Source organism: Pseudomonas sp. F007 (assembly GCF_057814275.1).
The window spans coordinates 130,835-144,196 of the sequence record NZ_JBVATA010000008.1 but is presented as its reverse complement, the minus strand read 5'-3'; the positions used below and the strand labels follow the sequence as shown (position 1 = coordinate 144,196).

Annotated in this window: 15 protein-coding genes; 6 read left to right on the top strand and 9 right to left on the bottom strand. The window is 61.6% G+C overall.

Annotated elements, in window-relative coordinates:
- Nucleotides 1-9 precede the first annotated feature (9 nt).
- Together ACZYR5_RS20835 and ACZYR5_RS20830 are read left to right on the top strand one after the other, a co-directional pair.
- Nucleotides 10-1,650 carry an ABC-F family ATP-binding cassette domain-containing protein gene (locus tag ACZYR5_RS20835; RefSeq protein ID WP_489091328.1) on the top strand — a complete coding sequence of 547 codons (1,641 nt, stop codon included), beginning with the start codon at nucleotides 10-12 and terminating at the stop codon, nucleotides 1,648-1,650.
- A gap of 92 nt (nucleotides 1,651-1,742) precedes the next feature.
- Entirely contained in the window at nucleotides 1,743-1,973 is a 231-nt protein-coding gene (locus ACZYR5_RS20830) for a hypothetical protein (RefSeq protein WP_027618315.1), read from the top strand.
- Nucleotides 1,974-2,022: 49 nt separating this feature from the next.
- On the opposite strand, the gene ACZYR5_RS20825 is transcribed toward ACZYR5_RS20830, so the two are convergent.
- The 5 genes from ACZYR5_RS20825 to ACZYR5_RS20805 form a co-directional block, all read right to left on the bottom strand.
- The gene (locus ACZYR5_RS20825; protein WP_489091327.1) at nucleotides 2,023-2,994 is read right to left on the bottom strand and encodes an XdhC family protein; all 972 of its coding nucleotides are present in this window, start codon (nucleotides 2,992-2,994) and stop codon (nucleotides 2,023-2,025) included.
- A gap of 1 nt (nucleotide 2,995) precedes the next feature.
- Nucleotides 2,996-4,243, bottom strand: a complete 1,248-nt coding sequence (locus ACZYR5_RS20820; RefSeq protein WP_489091326.1) for a c-type cytochrome — start codon at nucleotides 4,241-4,243, stop codon at nucleotides 2,996-2,998.
- Between the two features lie 2 nt (nucleotides 4,244-4,245).
- On the bottom strand, nucleotides 4,246-4,785 hold the full coding sequence (locus tag ACZYR5_RS20815; RefSeq protein WP_489091325.1) for a (2Fe-2S)-binding protein: 540 nt from the start codon (nucleotides 4,783-4,785) through the stop codon (nucleotides 4,246-4,248).
- Entirely contained in the window at nucleotides 4,778-7,609 is a 2,832-nt protein-coding gene (locus tag ACZYR5_RS20810) for a xanthine dehydrogenase family protein molybdopterin-binding subunit (protein WP_489091324.1), read from the bottom strand. Before ACZYR5_RS20810 ends, ACZYR5_RS20815 begins: the two co-directional genes overlap by 8 nt.
- A gap of 203 nt (nucleotides 7,610-7,812) precedes the next feature.
- Entirely contained in the window at nucleotides 7,813-8,046 is a 234-nt protein-coding gene (locus ACZYR5_RS20805) for a hypothetical protein (RefSeq protein WP_489091323.1), read from the bottom strand.
- 146 nt (nucleotides 8,047-8,192) lie between these two features.
- Here ACZYR5_RS20805 and ACZYR5_RS20800 point away from each other — a divergent pair, with 146 nt between their 5' ends.
- Nucleotides 8,193-8,957 (top strand): carbonic anhydrase, encoded by a 765-nt coding sequence (locus tag ACZYR5_RS20800; RefSeq protein WP_489091574.1) that lies wholly within the window; start codon nucleotides 8,193-8,195, stop codon nucleotides 8,955-8,957.
- 40 nt (nucleotides 8,958-8,997) lie between these two features.
- On the opposite strand, the gene ACZYR5_RS20795 is transcribed toward ACZYR5_RS20800, so the two are convergent.
- The 3 genes from ACZYR5_RS20795 to ACZYR5_RS20785 all read right to left on the bottom strand — a co-directional run bounded on the left by ACZYR5_RS20795 (nucleotide 8,998) and on the right by ACZYR5_RS20785 (nucleotide 11,278).
- Nucleotides 8,998-9,222, bottom strand: a complete 225-nt coding sequence (locus ACZYR5_RS20795; RefSeq protein ID WP_489091322.1) for a hypothetical protein — start codon at nucleotides 9,220-9,222, stop codon at nucleotides 8,998-9,000.
- Nucleotides 9,223-9,744: 522 nt separating this feature from the next.
- Entirely contained in the window at nucleotides 9,745-10,050 is a 306-nt protein-coding gene (locus ACZYR5_RS20790) for a hypothetical protein (RefSeq protein WP_489091321.1), read from the bottom strand.
- Nucleotides 10,051-10,219: 169 nt separating this feature from the next.
- On the bottom strand, nucleotides 10,220-11,278 hold the full coding sequence (locus ACZYR5_RS20785; protein ID WP_489091320.1) for a sterol desaturase family protein: 1,059 nt from the start codon (nucleotides 11,276-11,278) through the stop codon (nucleotides 10,220-10,222).
- A 285-nt stretch (nucleotides 11,279-11,563) separates the two neighbouring features.
- Here ACZYR5_RS20785 and ACZYR5_RS20780 point away from each other — a divergent pair, with 285 nt between their 5' ends.
- Nucleotides 11,564-12,022, top strand: coding sequence for a PA2171 family ribosome-binding persister protein (locus tag ACZYR5_RS20780; RefSeq protein WP_489091319.1), 459 nt, complete (start codon nucleotides 11,564-11,566; stop codon nucleotides 12,020-12,022).
- A 48-nt stretch (nucleotides 12,023-12,070) separates the two neighbouring features.
- Here the strand turns inward: ACZYR5_RS20780 and ACZYR5_RS20775 are convergent, their stop codons facing one another.
- Nucleotides 12,071-12,388 (bottom strand): hypothetical protein, encoded by a 318-nt coding sequence (locus tag ACZYR5_RS20775; protein WP_489091573.1) that lies wholly within the window; start codon nucleotides 12,386-12,388, stop codon nucleotides 12,071-12,073.
- A gap of 431 nt (nucleotides 12,389-12,819) precedes the next feature.
- Here ACZYR5_RS20775 and ACZYR5_RS20770 point away from each other — a divergent pair, with 431 nt between their 5' ends.
- Nucleotides 12,820-12,942 (top strand): hypothetical protein, encoded by a 123-nt coding sequence (locus tag ACZYR5_RS20770; protein ID WP_489091318.1) that lies wholly within the window; start codon nucleotides 12,820-12,822, stop codon nucleotides 12,940-12,942.
- A 176-nt stretch (nucleotides 12,943-13,118) separates the two neighbouring features.
- Entirely contained in the window at nucleotides 13,119-13,325 is a 207-nt protein-coding gene (locus tag ACZYR5_RS20765) for a hypothetical protein (RefSeq protein WP_489091317.1), read from the top strand.
- Nucleotides 13,326-13,362 lie beyond the last annotated feature (37 nt).

Below are 13,362 nucleotides of genomic sequence, written 5' to 3'. Positions count from 1 at the left end.
GGAGGTGCCATGACTCACGTCACGCATTCGCCTGCCCTCATCAGCCTCAACCAGCTGAGCTTCCGATTCGCCAACGGCGATACCCTGTTCGACGCCCTTGACCTGCAGTTCGACCAACGACGTACCGCGATTGTCGGGCGCAACGGTTGCGGCAAATCGGTGCTCGCCCGGTTGCTGGCCGGCGAGCTGCAACCCAGCGGCGGAACCCTCAGCTGCCATGGCCAAGTGGCCTATGTCGCTCAACAACCGCCAGACGCCTGCGGCCAGAGCATCGCCGAGGCCGCTGGGCTTGCCGCCACCCTCGACGCCCTCGCGCGCCTGGCGGCAGGCAGTGCCACCGACGGCGATTTCGAGATCATTGGTGAGCGCTGGGACCTTGCCGAGCGCTTCCAGACTGCACTCGAGCAAGCCGGTCTGGCTGGGTTGCGAGTCGAACGCGGGGTCGACAGCCTCAGCGGTGGACAACGCGCACGCATCGCCCTGATCGGCGCGTTTCTCAGCGGCGCAGATGGCTTGGTGCTGGATGAGCCAAGCAATCACCTCGACGCCGAAGGTCGGCGCTGGTTACTGCAGCGCCTCGATGAATGGCGCGGTGGATTGATTGTGGTCAGCCATGATCGCGTGCTGCTCGACAGCATGGAACGCATCGTCGAACTGACGCCGTCGGCGGTCCAAGTCTTTTCCGGCACCTACACGGCTTACCTCGCCCAGCGCGCCGTCGAGCAGGCCGCGGCGCAGTCCGCCCTGGAACACAGTCGCAACGAACGCCGGCGCCACCTGCAACGCCAGCAGCGCGAGCACGACAGCGTCCAGCGCCACGCCGCACGCTCACGCAAAAATGCCGACACGGCCAACGTCTCGCGCATCGAGCGTGCGTCGATGAAGGGTCGGGCCACGGAGATCATGGGCCATGTGCGCCAAGCCCATCAGGCTGACAAAAACGCGCTGGACCAGCAGGTGCGCGAAGCCTTCGCCCGGGTCGTGGCGGATGCGCCGGTGCTGATCCCCCTGCCCGGCACTGCCGTGCCCAACCACCGCCAGTTGGTGACGCTGACGAACGTCCGCCTGCCTTGGATGTCCGCCGCCAACCCGCTGGATCTGGCACTGACCGGCCCCGTTCGGGTGGCGCTCAGCGGTCCCAACGGTTGCGGCAAATCCACACTGCTGAAGCTGCTCGCAGGCTTGATCGCGCCGTTGGCCGGGCACTGTCAGACCCAGGTGCCGAGCGCCTACCTCGACCAACAATTGGCGCAACTCGACCCCGAGCGTTCGCTGCTGGAGCTACTGGATTTGCAGGGTACGCCGTTGTCCGAGGGCGCACTGCGCAGCCGCCTTGCACAGCTGCAACTGGACGCAACCCGGGTCGCGCTGCCGACCGGTCAACTGAGCGGCGGCGAACGGCTCAAGGCCGCCCTGGCCGTGGCCTGCTGGCGCGGGGTGCCGGCGCAATTGCTGCTGCTCGACGAGCCGACCAACCACCTCGACCTGGCCTCGGTGCAGGCGCTGGAACTGGCGCTGCAGGGTTTCGCCGGAGCAATAGTCGTCGCCTCCCATGACCCGGCCTTTATCAACGCGCTGCGCCCCACCCATCACCTGCGCTGGACCCTCGAGGGTTGGCTGCTGGAAGACGCAGAAATGCCTCGCCCATGAATCAGGCGACGAACAGCATGCGGTGTTTTTGCAGGTTTGGCCCCGGGATCTATAGTTGATGGGGGCATTCATGACTTATGGAGGTGCTTTCCATGTCCGAAAAAGAGTCCATCACCACCTTGTTGACCTTGCTCGACTCGCGCCAGACTCGCCTGACCGCCGCCTGCAAGGAAATCGCCGATTGGGTCGACCGTCACGACGGCCACCCCACCGCGATGAAAATCCGCGATCGTCTGCAAGACATCGAGAAAGACGCGCCGGCCATCCAGAACGCGCTGACTTCGCTCAAGCCGCTGGATCGACCACTGCCACGCTTCCGCTAGCGCTGTTGCGACCTCAAGTATCAGGCCGCAACCGCTCAGCGCTGGAAACTCAGAGCTGGTCCCGGGCGATACCGCTGCGGATGCGCAGGATATCGGCGAGCACTGCCAAGGCGATTTCCGCCGGTGTCTTGCTGCCCAGGTTCAGCCCGATGGGCGCGTGGATCCGCGCCAAGTCAGCCTCCCCCAGACCACCGATTCGGCGCAAACGCTCGAAGCGTTTTTGCGAGGTCTGCAGCGACCCCATCACCCCGATATAAAACGCCTCGGTGCGCACCGCTTCCATCATCGCCAGATCATCGATCTTCGGATCATGGGTCAGCGCCACCACCGCCGTGTCGCTGTGACAGCCGCCGTCGGCAATGAACACCGAGGGTAACTGGCGCCGAATCTCGACGTTGTCCAGCACCACGCCTTCCAGCACTTCGTCACGCGGATCGCACAAGATCACTTCGAAACCCAGGCCCACGCCAAACTCGGCACAGGCCTGCGCCACGCTGGAGTAGCCGGCGAGCAACAGCCGTTGCGCCGCACCCACCCGAATCCGCACCCGATCGATCTCACGTTCGATGCGCGGCCCGTGTTCACGGTCGGCGAACAGGCTGCGAGCGCCGGTTTGCAGGTCGACTTCACGGATCAGCCGACGCTGGCCCAGCAACGCTGATTCCAGTTCGCGCAGATGTGCCTGGGTGTCGCAGTCCGCTTCGAGCTTTTCCACCAGCACGTCGAGCAAGCCGCCACAGGGCAGCTTGACCCGCGAGCGCGGGTCATCGGTCTCGCCGTAGCGCACCACGCTCACCGCCTCGCTGAACAAGCCCTCGGCCATGCGCTCGAGGAAGTCATCCTCGACGCAGCCACCGGACAGCGAACCAATCCAGTGACCGCTGGCGTTCACCGCCAGCATCGAGCCCGGCGCGCGAGGCGCCGAGCCGTAGGTGCCGAGGACGCTGCACAGCCAGACTCGCTCGCCGGCGCTGGACCAGGCCAGCGCACGGCGGATCACTTGCAGGTCAAGATGCTGCATGTCAGTGCGCCTTGTGCTCCGCGGGAGCCTCTGCCTTGAGTTGTTCAATCTGACTTTGCGCCAGGTCAGTCGGTTGACCACCCCAGGCCTGACGCAGGTAGTTGATCAGATCGGTGGATTGCTGCGCGCTCAATTTGTCGGCAAAGCCCGGCATCGGCTGCATGCGCTCGAAACCTGCGAACTGCTGCTCGCCAATCCCGTCATCGATCACCCGCAACAGGTTGCGCGGATCTTCCAGGCGCAGCGTGGTGTTGCCCTGCATCGCCACCGCGATGTGCGGTTTGCCTTCGCCGTTGCTGCCGTGGCAACCGGCGCAGACGTTCAGGTAATCCTGGCGTCCGCGCTGGGCGCTGGCGGTCAGTTTGTCCGGCGCGACTTCGGTCAGCAGCTTGGGTTGTGGCGGCTGGTCGCCGAGGAGGAAGGTGGCCATGGCCGCCAGGTCGGGATCGGTCAGGTGCTGGGTGCTGTTGTGGAACACCGGGAACATCTCGTTGAACATGCTGCCCTGGGCACTCATGCCGTGCTTGAGGAACGAGCTCAGGTCCTGATGATTCCAGCCGCGAGCCGCCAGGTCAGTGGCCAGCAGGCTCGGCGCCAGGTAGCCGTTGAGCAGGCCGCCGGTCATGCGCTTGTCCTGGACCATGGCCCCGGTGACGTTACGCGGGGTGTGGCATTCGCCGCAGTGGCCGAGCACGTCGACCATGTACTGCCCGCGTTTCCACGCTTCGCTCTTGCCGTCCGCGGCTTGCAGCTTGACGTCTTTGCCGTAGAGCATGTTCCAGCCGATCAGGCCCGGACGCACGTTGAACGGAAAGCTCAGGCTGGTGGTCGGGGCGGCGCGGTTGATCGGCGCGATGGTCTTGAGGTACGCGTGAATCGCATCGGAGTCAGCACGCGGCATCAGGTGATACGAGGTGTACGGCATCGCCGGGTACAGGTTGGCGCCGTCACGGCGCTTGCCTTCGGTCAGCGCGGCGAAGAACTCGTCATCACTGTATTCGCCGATGCCGTGTTCCTTGTCCGGGGTGATGTTGGTGCCATAGATGGTGCCGAACGGCGAAACGATCGGCAGGCCGCCGGCATAGGGCGCGCCACCGGGTGCGGTGTGGCAGGCCATGCAGTCGGCCGCCCGCGCCAGGTACTCGCCTTGCTTGACCTGTTGTGCATCGGCGGCCTGAACCTGCTGGCTGGCCATGAAGGCCACGGCCAGGCCCACGGCGCCGGCAAGGCCGGTGAGTAGTCGATTCATGCTCAACCCTCCTTGACCAGGCCAAGATCGGTGAGCACGTTGCGCGTCGCGCTGTAGTAGCGCACGTAGCCGGTGCAACGACAGATGTGGTGACCGAGGCTGTCCTCGATCACCGCTTCCAGCTGGCTTTTCTTGATCGGCTGGCGCTGCAGTTTTTCCACCAGCACCGTGGCCGCATTGACGAAGCCTGGCGCGCAGTAGCTGCACTGGAAGGCGAACTCATCGACGAAACGCTGCTGGATCGGATTCAGCTCGGTGACCTTGCCGGCCTCGTCGCGCTTGGCGTGGCCTTCGATGGTGCGGATCTTCTTGCCTTCGAAGTAATGCGCGCCGGTGATGCAGGTGCGCACTTCTTCGCTGGTGCCGTCCGGATTGTCGACGATCACCACGCAGGCGTGGCAGATGCCCTGGCCGCAGCCCAGGCGCGAGCCGGTGAGGTTACGGTATTCGTGCAGGTAGTCGATCATCGGCAGATCATCAGGGATCTCGACGGGACCGACGGATTGACCATTGAGGGTCAGTTGCAGGGGACGGTTAGCCATTGAGGGCCTCCTTGATGCGCGCTGGAGTAATAGGCAGGTCACGGACCCGCTTGCCAATGGCATGGGCCACGGCATTGGCGATGGCACCCACCACCGGGATCATCACCACTTCGGCGATGCCCTTGGACGGATCGCTGGGTGACAGCGGCGGGAGGATTTCCGAGGTCTGTTTCCAGACCGCGACGTCCTTGGCCCGCGGCAGACGGTAACGGTTGAAGTTCCAGTCACCCTCCCCTGGCCCACCTTCGTACAGCGGCATTTCTTCCAGCAACGCGTGGCCGATGCCCATGGCGATACCGCCCTCGATCTGGCCCTTGACCAGTTCCGGCACCAACACCCGACCGCATTCCAGCCAGGAGTGGTGATTGAGCACCTGCACCTCGCCCGAACCCTTGTTGACCTTCAACTCGACGATGGTCGCCACCGGGCTGTAGTAAGTCACGGCAGCGTTGTTCAACTGTGTAGCCGGGTAGGCCACGTTCTGCCGATCCAGCAGGTGGAAACCGGCGCTGGCCATTTGCGCCTTGATCGCCTTCGGCGCACCGTCGCCGTACTGCACGGCCAGGGCGTCGAGGGGCAGGCGTTCACGTACGCCGTTGATGCTGAACTCGGCCTCGGCCCAACTCCAGCGGTTGAAACCGTGCACCGTGGCGCCGGTCACCAGGCCGCGCTCGTGGGCACGCTTGGCGAGCATGGCGAACGGCAGTGGTTCCATGCCGTTGGCGGTCAGCTTGCCATCGACCCAGTGCGCGTCTTCGCGGCGCAGCACGTAGGGGTTGGCCTGGCCGCCAAACGGACCCTGACGCCAGATTTCCACGGCGGCCGGCCACAGCCCGTGGTTGAACAGCACGCGGGCCGCTTCACGGGTGGCGTGGCTGAAGTAGTAGGCCGAGTTGGTCGCCGACGAAGCCGACGCCACCTTGCCGACCCAGCGCGGGTTGCGCAAAACCGTGTCCTGCTCGGCCTGGCTCATGATGTACGGGTTGCCGCTGCTGGTCAGTTGCAGCTCGTCCCACTCGGTCTCGCCAGTCTTCACTTCGCTGGCCGGGTTGCCGAGGAAGTCGGCGACTACCAGGGCCTGGGAGGTGGACATGCCGGTGCCGATCTCGATGCCGATGTGGCGCAGAGTGATGTGCCCGTCCGCGGTGAAGGCGATGCTTGCCATCGGTGCTTCGGAGCCCGTGCCGAAGTCTTTCTGGCAGATGGCGAAGCCGATGCCGTACCAGTTGTCCGGGTCCTTGGCATCTTCCTGTTGTTTCAGCGCGTGGCGGTTCTTCCACAGGTCGAAACCAGCGGCCTTGTCGAGGATCTCATGCAGGCGCAAGGCACCCGCCGGGACCGCGCCCTGGGTGTTTTTCATCCCCGAACGCAGGACGTTCTTGCGCCGCAGTTCGATGGCATCGACCTGCAACTGATCGGCGATTTCGTCGACCATCATTTCAGTGGCGGCCATGCTCTGCAGGGTGCCGTAGCCGCGCATCGAACCGGCTTCGACGCCCCGCGAGTGATACGCGGTGACCTGCAGGTCGTTCTGCGGCATGTAGTAGATCGACTGCGCCGCCGTGGCACCTACCGCCGCCACGGACGGGCTGTAGTTGATCCGGCCACCGCCGTCGACGGTCATGTCGGCGCGGAAAATCTTGAAGCTGTGATCCTTTTTATCCACCGCCAGCTGGTAGCGGATGTCGAACGGGTGGCGCTTGATCCCGCTCTGGAACTGCTCGTAGCGGTCGTTGGCCAGGCGCACCGGCACACCGGCGCCGTACAACGCGGCCAGGGCTGCGTAGTAGACGAAGATGTTGTGGTCCTTGGAACCGTAACCGACGGTATAGCCGGGGTGCATGTTGAGTTTTTTCAGGCCGAAACGCGACGGCGCGATCATCTTCGCGGTTTCCGTCGCCGCTTCCAGCGGGCACTGAGTCGCCACCACAAAATGCAGGGTGCCGGTGGCCGGGTCGAACCAGCCGTTGCCGTTGTCCGGCTCCAGGGCAGCCGGCTCGATGGACGGAGTCTTGTAGCGCTGGTCGAAGACCATCCAGCCTTCCGGCGGGGTCTCCAGTTGCTGCTTCATGCGGTCGGCGTAAAACAGCCCGCGCTCGGTGAGGTCGCCATGCACGTTGGGCTGGGCGTTCCACACCGGACGACGCTCACGAATCATCGGGAACAGGATCGAGTCCTTGAGGCTGGCGAACTCGTCTTCATCGGCCGACGTCGCGCCACCGACCCGCACATAGCGGAAGCTGCCGTAGGGGTCGCGGGTGTAGAGCGGCGCCTGGGCGCCGTAGCGGATGGCCTTGTCGTTGAACTTGAGCAGGTTCTTCGCCTTGCGAAAGCGCTCGAAGTCGTTCCAGATCAGGATCGCCACCGGATGGCCGATGAACATCGGCACCTTGCCGGTCGGCAGCAATGGATCGGGGGCGTGATCTTCGGGGAAAACGATGCCGTCCTTGTCCAGGTCCTCGGCGGTGACGATACGATCCGGCTGCAGGTCGGCACCGAGCAGGCTCAGGTCGAACCCTTCATAGAGGCGGTCGGCGCGAATGGTCTTGAGCAGCATCGCGTGGCCCTGCTGCTGGGGCCAGCCCGGCATGTCCTTGGCGCGGATGTCGCGGGCAAATACCTTGCTGCCGCAGACCTTGGACAGGGAGTCGTTACGCATGCGCGCCTTGCCGTTGTTGCCCAGCCATTGCTCGGACGGCACGGTCACGCTGTTTTCCATCAAGGCCGCCAGCGCCTGGGAGCTGAGGGGGGTCAGCGTGACGCTGACGCCAGCGATCAACCCGCCCTGCAGGAAGGAGCGTCGGGATATATCACGGTTGGACATGGATCATCCTCTGGACGGTTATGAAATCCGTCCATGTCGTTATGGTATTCGGGGAAATCTCAGGTCATTCAGAAACCCTTCCTGGCGATGCGAAGGGCCGACAAGCCTAAAAAGTTGACCTAGTAGTTAACTTTATAGAATTTGTCGGCCCTCGGCAAACCTCATATACGTTTCAAGCAGGGGCTTTGCGGCCGTGCCGCGACTCAGACCGTGAGGTTGATCTTGTGCGCCTTGACTTCATTGGCGTAGCTGACGAGCCGTGTCTCGGTCTTCTCGAATACCTCGCACATGCGCAGCAGCGTTTGAGCGTCAGCAGGGTTGCCCGCCTGATCGAGCCGCTGGGCGATGGCCTTCATGTCCACCGCCGACCAGCGCAGATCCGAGGCTATCGCCTGCAGATCGCGTCGCAGTTCCTGTTCCGGTTTGTTGAGCAGCATGTCTATTGCCTCCGGTTCGTGTGTCCTGCAAAAACTGTAGCAGCTCGCAAACCATCTAGACTTCTGCATGGCCGTCCCCGGGGTTCAAGGATGTACTCGCCCCTCAATGACCCGTCATCACAGATGACCCTATGAGTACACACACCATGCGCCAATCCCCTGATTTATCCGCCCTTTCTGAACCACCTGCTGCGCGCCGCAACTTACTCAGACTCGCCGGCATGAGTGCCGGCGCCCTGCTGCTGGCCGGCGCCCTGCCCGGTCCATGGACCAACGCTTCCGAGGCTGCCGAAGCCGATGCCCCGGCGCCGAAACCACAGAACCTGATCACCCCCGACCAGGCCCTGCAACGTCTGCTGGAAGGTAACCAGCGTTACAGCAACGGCGAATCGAAAACCCATGACTTCAAGGACGAGCGCGAGGCCCTGGTGTCGGGGCAGAACCCGTTCGTCGCGGTCTTGAGCTGCGCCGATTCACGCATCGCCCCCGAGTACGCGTTCGACACCGCCCGGGGTGATCTGTTTGCGGTACGGGTGGCCGGCAACTTTGTCACCGATGAAGGCACCGCCAGCCTGGAGTACGCGGTGCTGGCGCTGGGGGCGCCGTTGATCCTGGTATTGGGCCACGAGAGTTGTGGCGCGTTTGCCGCGGCGATCAAGACCACCAAGGACAGCACGGTCTATCCAGGGCAGATTCAGAAATTGACGCTGACCTTGAAGCCGGTGGTCGAGAAAGTCCTCAAGCAACCCGGCGACCTGCTGCTCAATGCCACCGTGCAGAACGTCAAGGACACGGTGCAAACCCTCAAGAGCGCGTCACCGGTGCTGTCCCAGGCCATCAGTGTTGGAAAATTGAAAATCGTCGGCGGGATCTACCGCCTGGCGACCGGCAAGGTCGACCTGATCGCCTGAGCTTCGCCCCTGGCCGCTGCGCTCGTTGCGGCCAGGGGGTTCAGATGCGGTAATCGCGGAACAACTCTTCCTTGATGATCAGCAGCGCATCCTCGTAGTAGCGCTCACCCCGCGCTTCGCTCAAGGGCACCGACCTGACACTTTTCTCGCCGTCCCTGGGCAGGTGTTCGCAGGTGATGAAAAACTCCGCCGTGTGCGGCAGGAACTCCAGGTAATAGAACAGCTCGCGCCCTTCGCGATTCCAATAACCGATTTCTCTGCGCATCAGCGGGCACTCCAGCGGACCAAATGGCCGTCATTCTAGCGGCAGCCTGGGCTGGAAAAGGCATTTCAGGAGGGGGAAGGTCAAATTTCAGGCAAAAAAAAGCCCAAGTAGCTGATGGAAACTTGGGGCTTAAAAATGCATAAACCGTGGTGGTGAACGCGGGACGGATAATACCCGACCAAAACACTTGTAACAAGATATTTACATGAAGAAAATTACATTTTTTCTGGCTAAGTCCTTCAATAACCACACTTTTTCTGCGTGGAAGGGTTTTCCAAGGCGGGAATCAGACAGGCGGTGATGGGGCACGCGCACCACCGCGTCTACTTCATCGCCAGCAGGCTGGCTCCTACAGAGAACTGCGGCGTATCAGCGATCAAACCTGTAGGAGCCAGCCTGCTCGCGATGGGCCATTGAATGCACCGCTGAACATGCAGTCGCCATCGCTTCGATGCGGCATCCCGGCAAGCCAGCTCCTGCAATTAGTTTAAAAAACAACAAACACCCGTCGCCCCAGAAAACTCAAGGCTTACTGCAAATCGGACTATTGGCATGATCCATCGCCAACTCAGCCCCCAACTGGTAATAGTGCATCGGCCCCTCACTGCAGAGCACTTCCGGCAGCCCGCAACCGTCCTCACCGATGCAACTTTCGATCACCTGGCAGCCATTGGCCTCATAAGTTCCGACAAACACCAACTCGACCTTGCCCTGGCGCTTGCCGGACGCGATCTGCGATATACGGCCGTTTTCGTGATAAACCGTGACAAATTGCGCATCCGGGTAGTGCTCCATGAACACGTGATACACATTGGATCTTATTGGCATCTGATCATTCCCTTATTCAACCCGAGCGCTTTGACTACAGTAACTCCGCCGCGTAGACGATGACATCCGTTCACTTTGGTAGTTATTCAGAAAGTAGAGTGCCAAAGGCTGAAAGTAGAGAATCGAAGACTGAACAAACAACGAAGTTCGCGCTATACCGCCCCAGGCCTTAAAGGGCTCGACCGGACGCCACCGCGGGCATGTTTGCGACGCTGGACGCCAGCATCCGCCGCCGTCTCGCCAGGCGAATCTTGCGTGCCGTGTCGACAAAGGGCAGGACAATCAGGCTATAGAGGCTCGAGTAACGCTGCTGATCCGCCTCCCCGGTGCCAAAGCCAATGGCCTCGGGCGTGCTGCGGGTGACATAGAGCGTGCCGAACAGCCAGTCCCACAACGACAGGTTGGTGCCGAAATTCTTGTTGAAGTGCCGAGGCGCGTCACTGTGGTGGATCTGGTGCTGGGCTGGACTGTTGAGTACATGCTCGATGACCGGGCCGAAAGACAGCCAGACATGACTGTGCCGCAAGTTCGCCGCCAGGCTGTTGAGGATCAGCACCATGTAGGTCACGCCAAACAGCGTGTAGCGGCTGACCTCGCCGCCACAGGCGTACCAGAAGATCCCGGCATAAGCGCCAAGGCATAGGGTATTGGTCAGCTTTTCCGCGACCTTTTCCAGAAAGTGCACGCGGCTGGCCGTGGCCGGCGTCAGCACCGGTGCCGAGTGATGCACTTTATGGAATGCCCACAGCCAGCGACTGTGAAAGGCCCGATGCAGCCAGTAATCGGTACAGTCCTGGATCAGGAACACCCCCAGGCCAAACAACAGCGACAAGCCCACATGCTCGCCCACCTCCACTCGCGCGCCCCAGAGGTGGGTGAAGAAGGTGCCGTAGTCGCCGGAGCGCAGGATGTAGGGGTCGACCAGGCCGACAATCGGCAACACCAGCGCCACCTTGAGAATTCCGCGTACGAAGTAGTAACGGATGTCCAGCAAGGCCGAACGGTGCAAGTGCACCCTGGCGCCGCCGATAAACGCCCAGAACGAGCGCGCCTGGGTCATGCCACAGTGTTTGCGATAGCGAAACAGGCTGTAGGCAGTGCTGTAGGAAATCAGCAGGAAAGCCATGCCGAAGCGGCCATTGAGGTCGAACATACTGAACAATTGCTGGCTGACAGGCGTTATCACCCAGTGCTGCAGGAAGTCAGCAACAAGCTCAAGAACGTCCACTCCACTGCCCCTCCCGCAAAAGGTTGCTAGTGTAAATCATTTCGTTATGTGTCCGAAGCGTCGCCGCTCGACGGCGGCGAAGGATCAGGTGATTTGCAAGTTGGCTGTCGGCCACTCCGTGCAAGCTGCACGGCCAACGCTGCTGAAGTCACGCATAAGCCCATGAAATCAAAATGATTTTTCGCAGATATAAGGCTGGCACAGGCTCTGCAAGGTCAATCCGGTGTTGACCGCGATCGGCAAAGACCGGTCCGCGCCCATCCCCGTGACCAAGAGGTGCCCTGCATGAACGCCATTGACCTGCTGAAAGCCGACCACGAACGGGTAAAAGCCCTGCTCACCCAACTCAGCGAATCCACCGATCGCGCGGTGAAGAAACGCACCGAGTTGGTGGCCAAACTGGAAATGGAAATCGCCCTGCACACCCGTCTTGAAGAAGAAATCCTTTACCCGGCCTTCAAACAAGCCGGCGGCAAGGAACAGGACGAAATGTACTACGAGGCCAAGGAAGAACACCGCACAGTGGATTCCCTGGTGCTGCCCGACCTCAAGCTGACCGACCCGACCACACCGGAATTCGCCGGGCGTGCCAAGGTGGTGAAAGAACTGCTGGAACACCACATCGAAGAGGAGGAAACCGAGATGTTTCCCCAGGCGAAAAAACTCCTGGGCAAAGCCGCACTGGAAGAATTGGGAGCACAAATGGAAGCCATGAAGGCGCAGCACAAGAAACAGGCCGCCTGATTGACGGCAATTGTGCCGGCCCCTTGGCCCCGGGGCCGGCACTGATCGTCAGAGCAAGACCGTGGACAACATTCCCAGCGCGCCCAGGCAGAACCCGATCAACGCGCCCCGTCCCGGTGCTTCCTGGAACAGGCACCAGACCACGATTGGTTCAAGCAACAGCAGGGAAATCACCGACACCACGGTGACCGTCCAGATGTCACCGACCGCCCGATACCCCAGCCAGTACGCCCCCAGCAAAAACAGCCCGGCGATGCACATCAACGCCACCGGCAGCGCAAACGCCTGCCAGGATTGCCCTGGAGTGTGCGCCAGGCGCGCGGTGACCACTTCACTGTAAATGGCGCAAAACTCGCCCAATACCATCAGGCCTAAAGCAGAAACTCCGAGTAGTTCTTTGGACATAGCAAAAATTCCTTCGTGTTCAGAGCAAGATTTCTCAGCTCCCAGGCGACGATGGCGCTGCCTGACGAGCCGTTGCAGTGAGACGAAGTGCTTTTGAACAATCCTGAATTATCGAAGTACCTGAGCATGAGCAATCCCTTGTTTGAATGTTGCGCCTGCTGATCAGGGCGCGTGCGCAGGATACGCCGGGCCGGCGGCCGTCAACAATCGGGCATGCTCCTGGTCAGCGCACGGCGATAGTGCCGATAGGCGTGGTTTTGGCCGAAATGACAGGCAGATAATATCAATCCGCCTTGACCGCAAATTGCCACTACAACTAGGATCAATCTCGCTGACACCGATTTTCCGTTGTATCAGAACAATTAAAAAAATGGCTGATACGGAGCGACTGTATGCACTACCTACTCATCAGTTGTGCGCTGGTCTTTGTGGTGTTCTCCTGCCTGTCACTCTTCGGTTGGAACCAGCATCTGAAAAGCGATGACGAGGCGTGCGACGCGCACATCAGCATCTGAATCTCGACATTTTCTCACCGCTCGTCGCCCACCCCCTTCCCGCCCGACCCTCTGGCTCAGCCTTTGCACGGGCCCGCTCCGGCCTGCGCGGCCGACGAAATTCTGACGCGCCACGGCAAATCAAACTAACGTTAAGGACACCAGCGCCAAGCTTGGTCAGTCACCGGAGATGTATCGTGTCAACTCTTCATGAAATCGCAGCGAACCACGCGAGAATGGCCAAGGCAAGGGAGCAAGAGTCGACCGGACTGGGTGAGCGACAACCGCAGGTCGTGGGCAATATCGAAATTTCCTCCATCGACGAACTGCAGCCGATGCCCATGCACCTGCTCGCAGGTGGTCAGGACAGCCAGCATGGCGTCATGGCAGGTTTCGCGCTGTAAACCGATTCAACGCCGCATGGCCGCCTGCCATGCGGCG

Excerpts from the sequence above, each read along its gene's own strand:
- ACZYR5_RS20790 (WP_489091321.1), bottom strand. The coding sequence starts at position 10,050 with ATGCCAATAAGATCCAATGTGTATCACGTGTTCATGGAGCACTACCCG.
- ACZYR5_RS20770 (WP_489091318.1), top strand. The coding sequence starts at position 12,820 with ATGCACTACCTACTCATCAGTTGTGCGCTGGTCTTTGTGGTGTTCTCC.
- ACZYR5_RS20835 (WP_489091328.1), top strand. The coding sequence starts at position 10 with ATGACTCACGTCACGCATTCGCCTGCCCTCATCAGCCTCAACCAGCTG.
- ACZYR5_RS20795 (WP_489091322.1), bottom strand. The coding sequence starts at position 9,222 with ATGCGCAGAGAAATCGGTTATTGGAATCGCGAAGGGCGCGAGCTGTTC.
- ACZYR5_RS20810 (WP_489091324.1), bottom strand. The coding sequence starts at position 7,609 with ATGTCCAACCGTGATATATCCCGACGCTCCTTCCTGCAGGGCGGGTTG.
- ACZYR5_RS20775 (WP_489091573.1), bottom strand. The coding sequence starts at position 12,388 with ATGGTATTGGGCGAGTTTTGCGCCATTTACAGTGAAGTGGTCACCGCG.
- ACZYR5_RS20780 (WP_489091319.1), top strand. The coding sequence starts at position 11,564 with ATGAACGCCATTGACCTGCTGAAAGCCGACCACGAACGGGTAAAAGCC.
- ACZYR5_RS20825 (WP_489091327.1), bottom strand. The coding sequence starts at position 2,994 with ATGCAGCATCTTGACCTGCAAGTGATCCGCCGTGCGCTGGCCTGGTCC.
- ACZYR5_RS20830 (WP_027618315.1), top strand. The coding sequence starts at position 1,743 with ATGTCCGAAAAAGAGTCCATCACCACCTTGTTGACCTTGCTCGACTCG.
- ACZYR5_RS20815 (WP_489091325.1), bottom strand. The coding sequence starts at position 4,785 with ATGGCTAACCGTCCCCTGCAACTGACCCTCAATGGTCAATCCGTCGGT.
- ACZYR5_RS20820 (WP_489091326.1), bottom strand. The coding sequence starts at position 4,243 with ATGAATCGACTACTCACCGGCCTTGCCGGCGCCGTGGGCCTGGCCGTG.
- ACZYR5_RS20805 (WP_489091323.1), bottom strand. The coding sequence starts at position 8,046 with ATGCTGCTCAACAAACCGGAACAGGAACTGCGACGCGATCTGCAGGCG.
- ACZYR5_RS20800 (WP_489091574.1), top strand. The coding sequence starts at position 8,193 with ATGCGCCAATCCCCTGATTTATCCGCCCTTTCTGAACCACCTGCTGCG.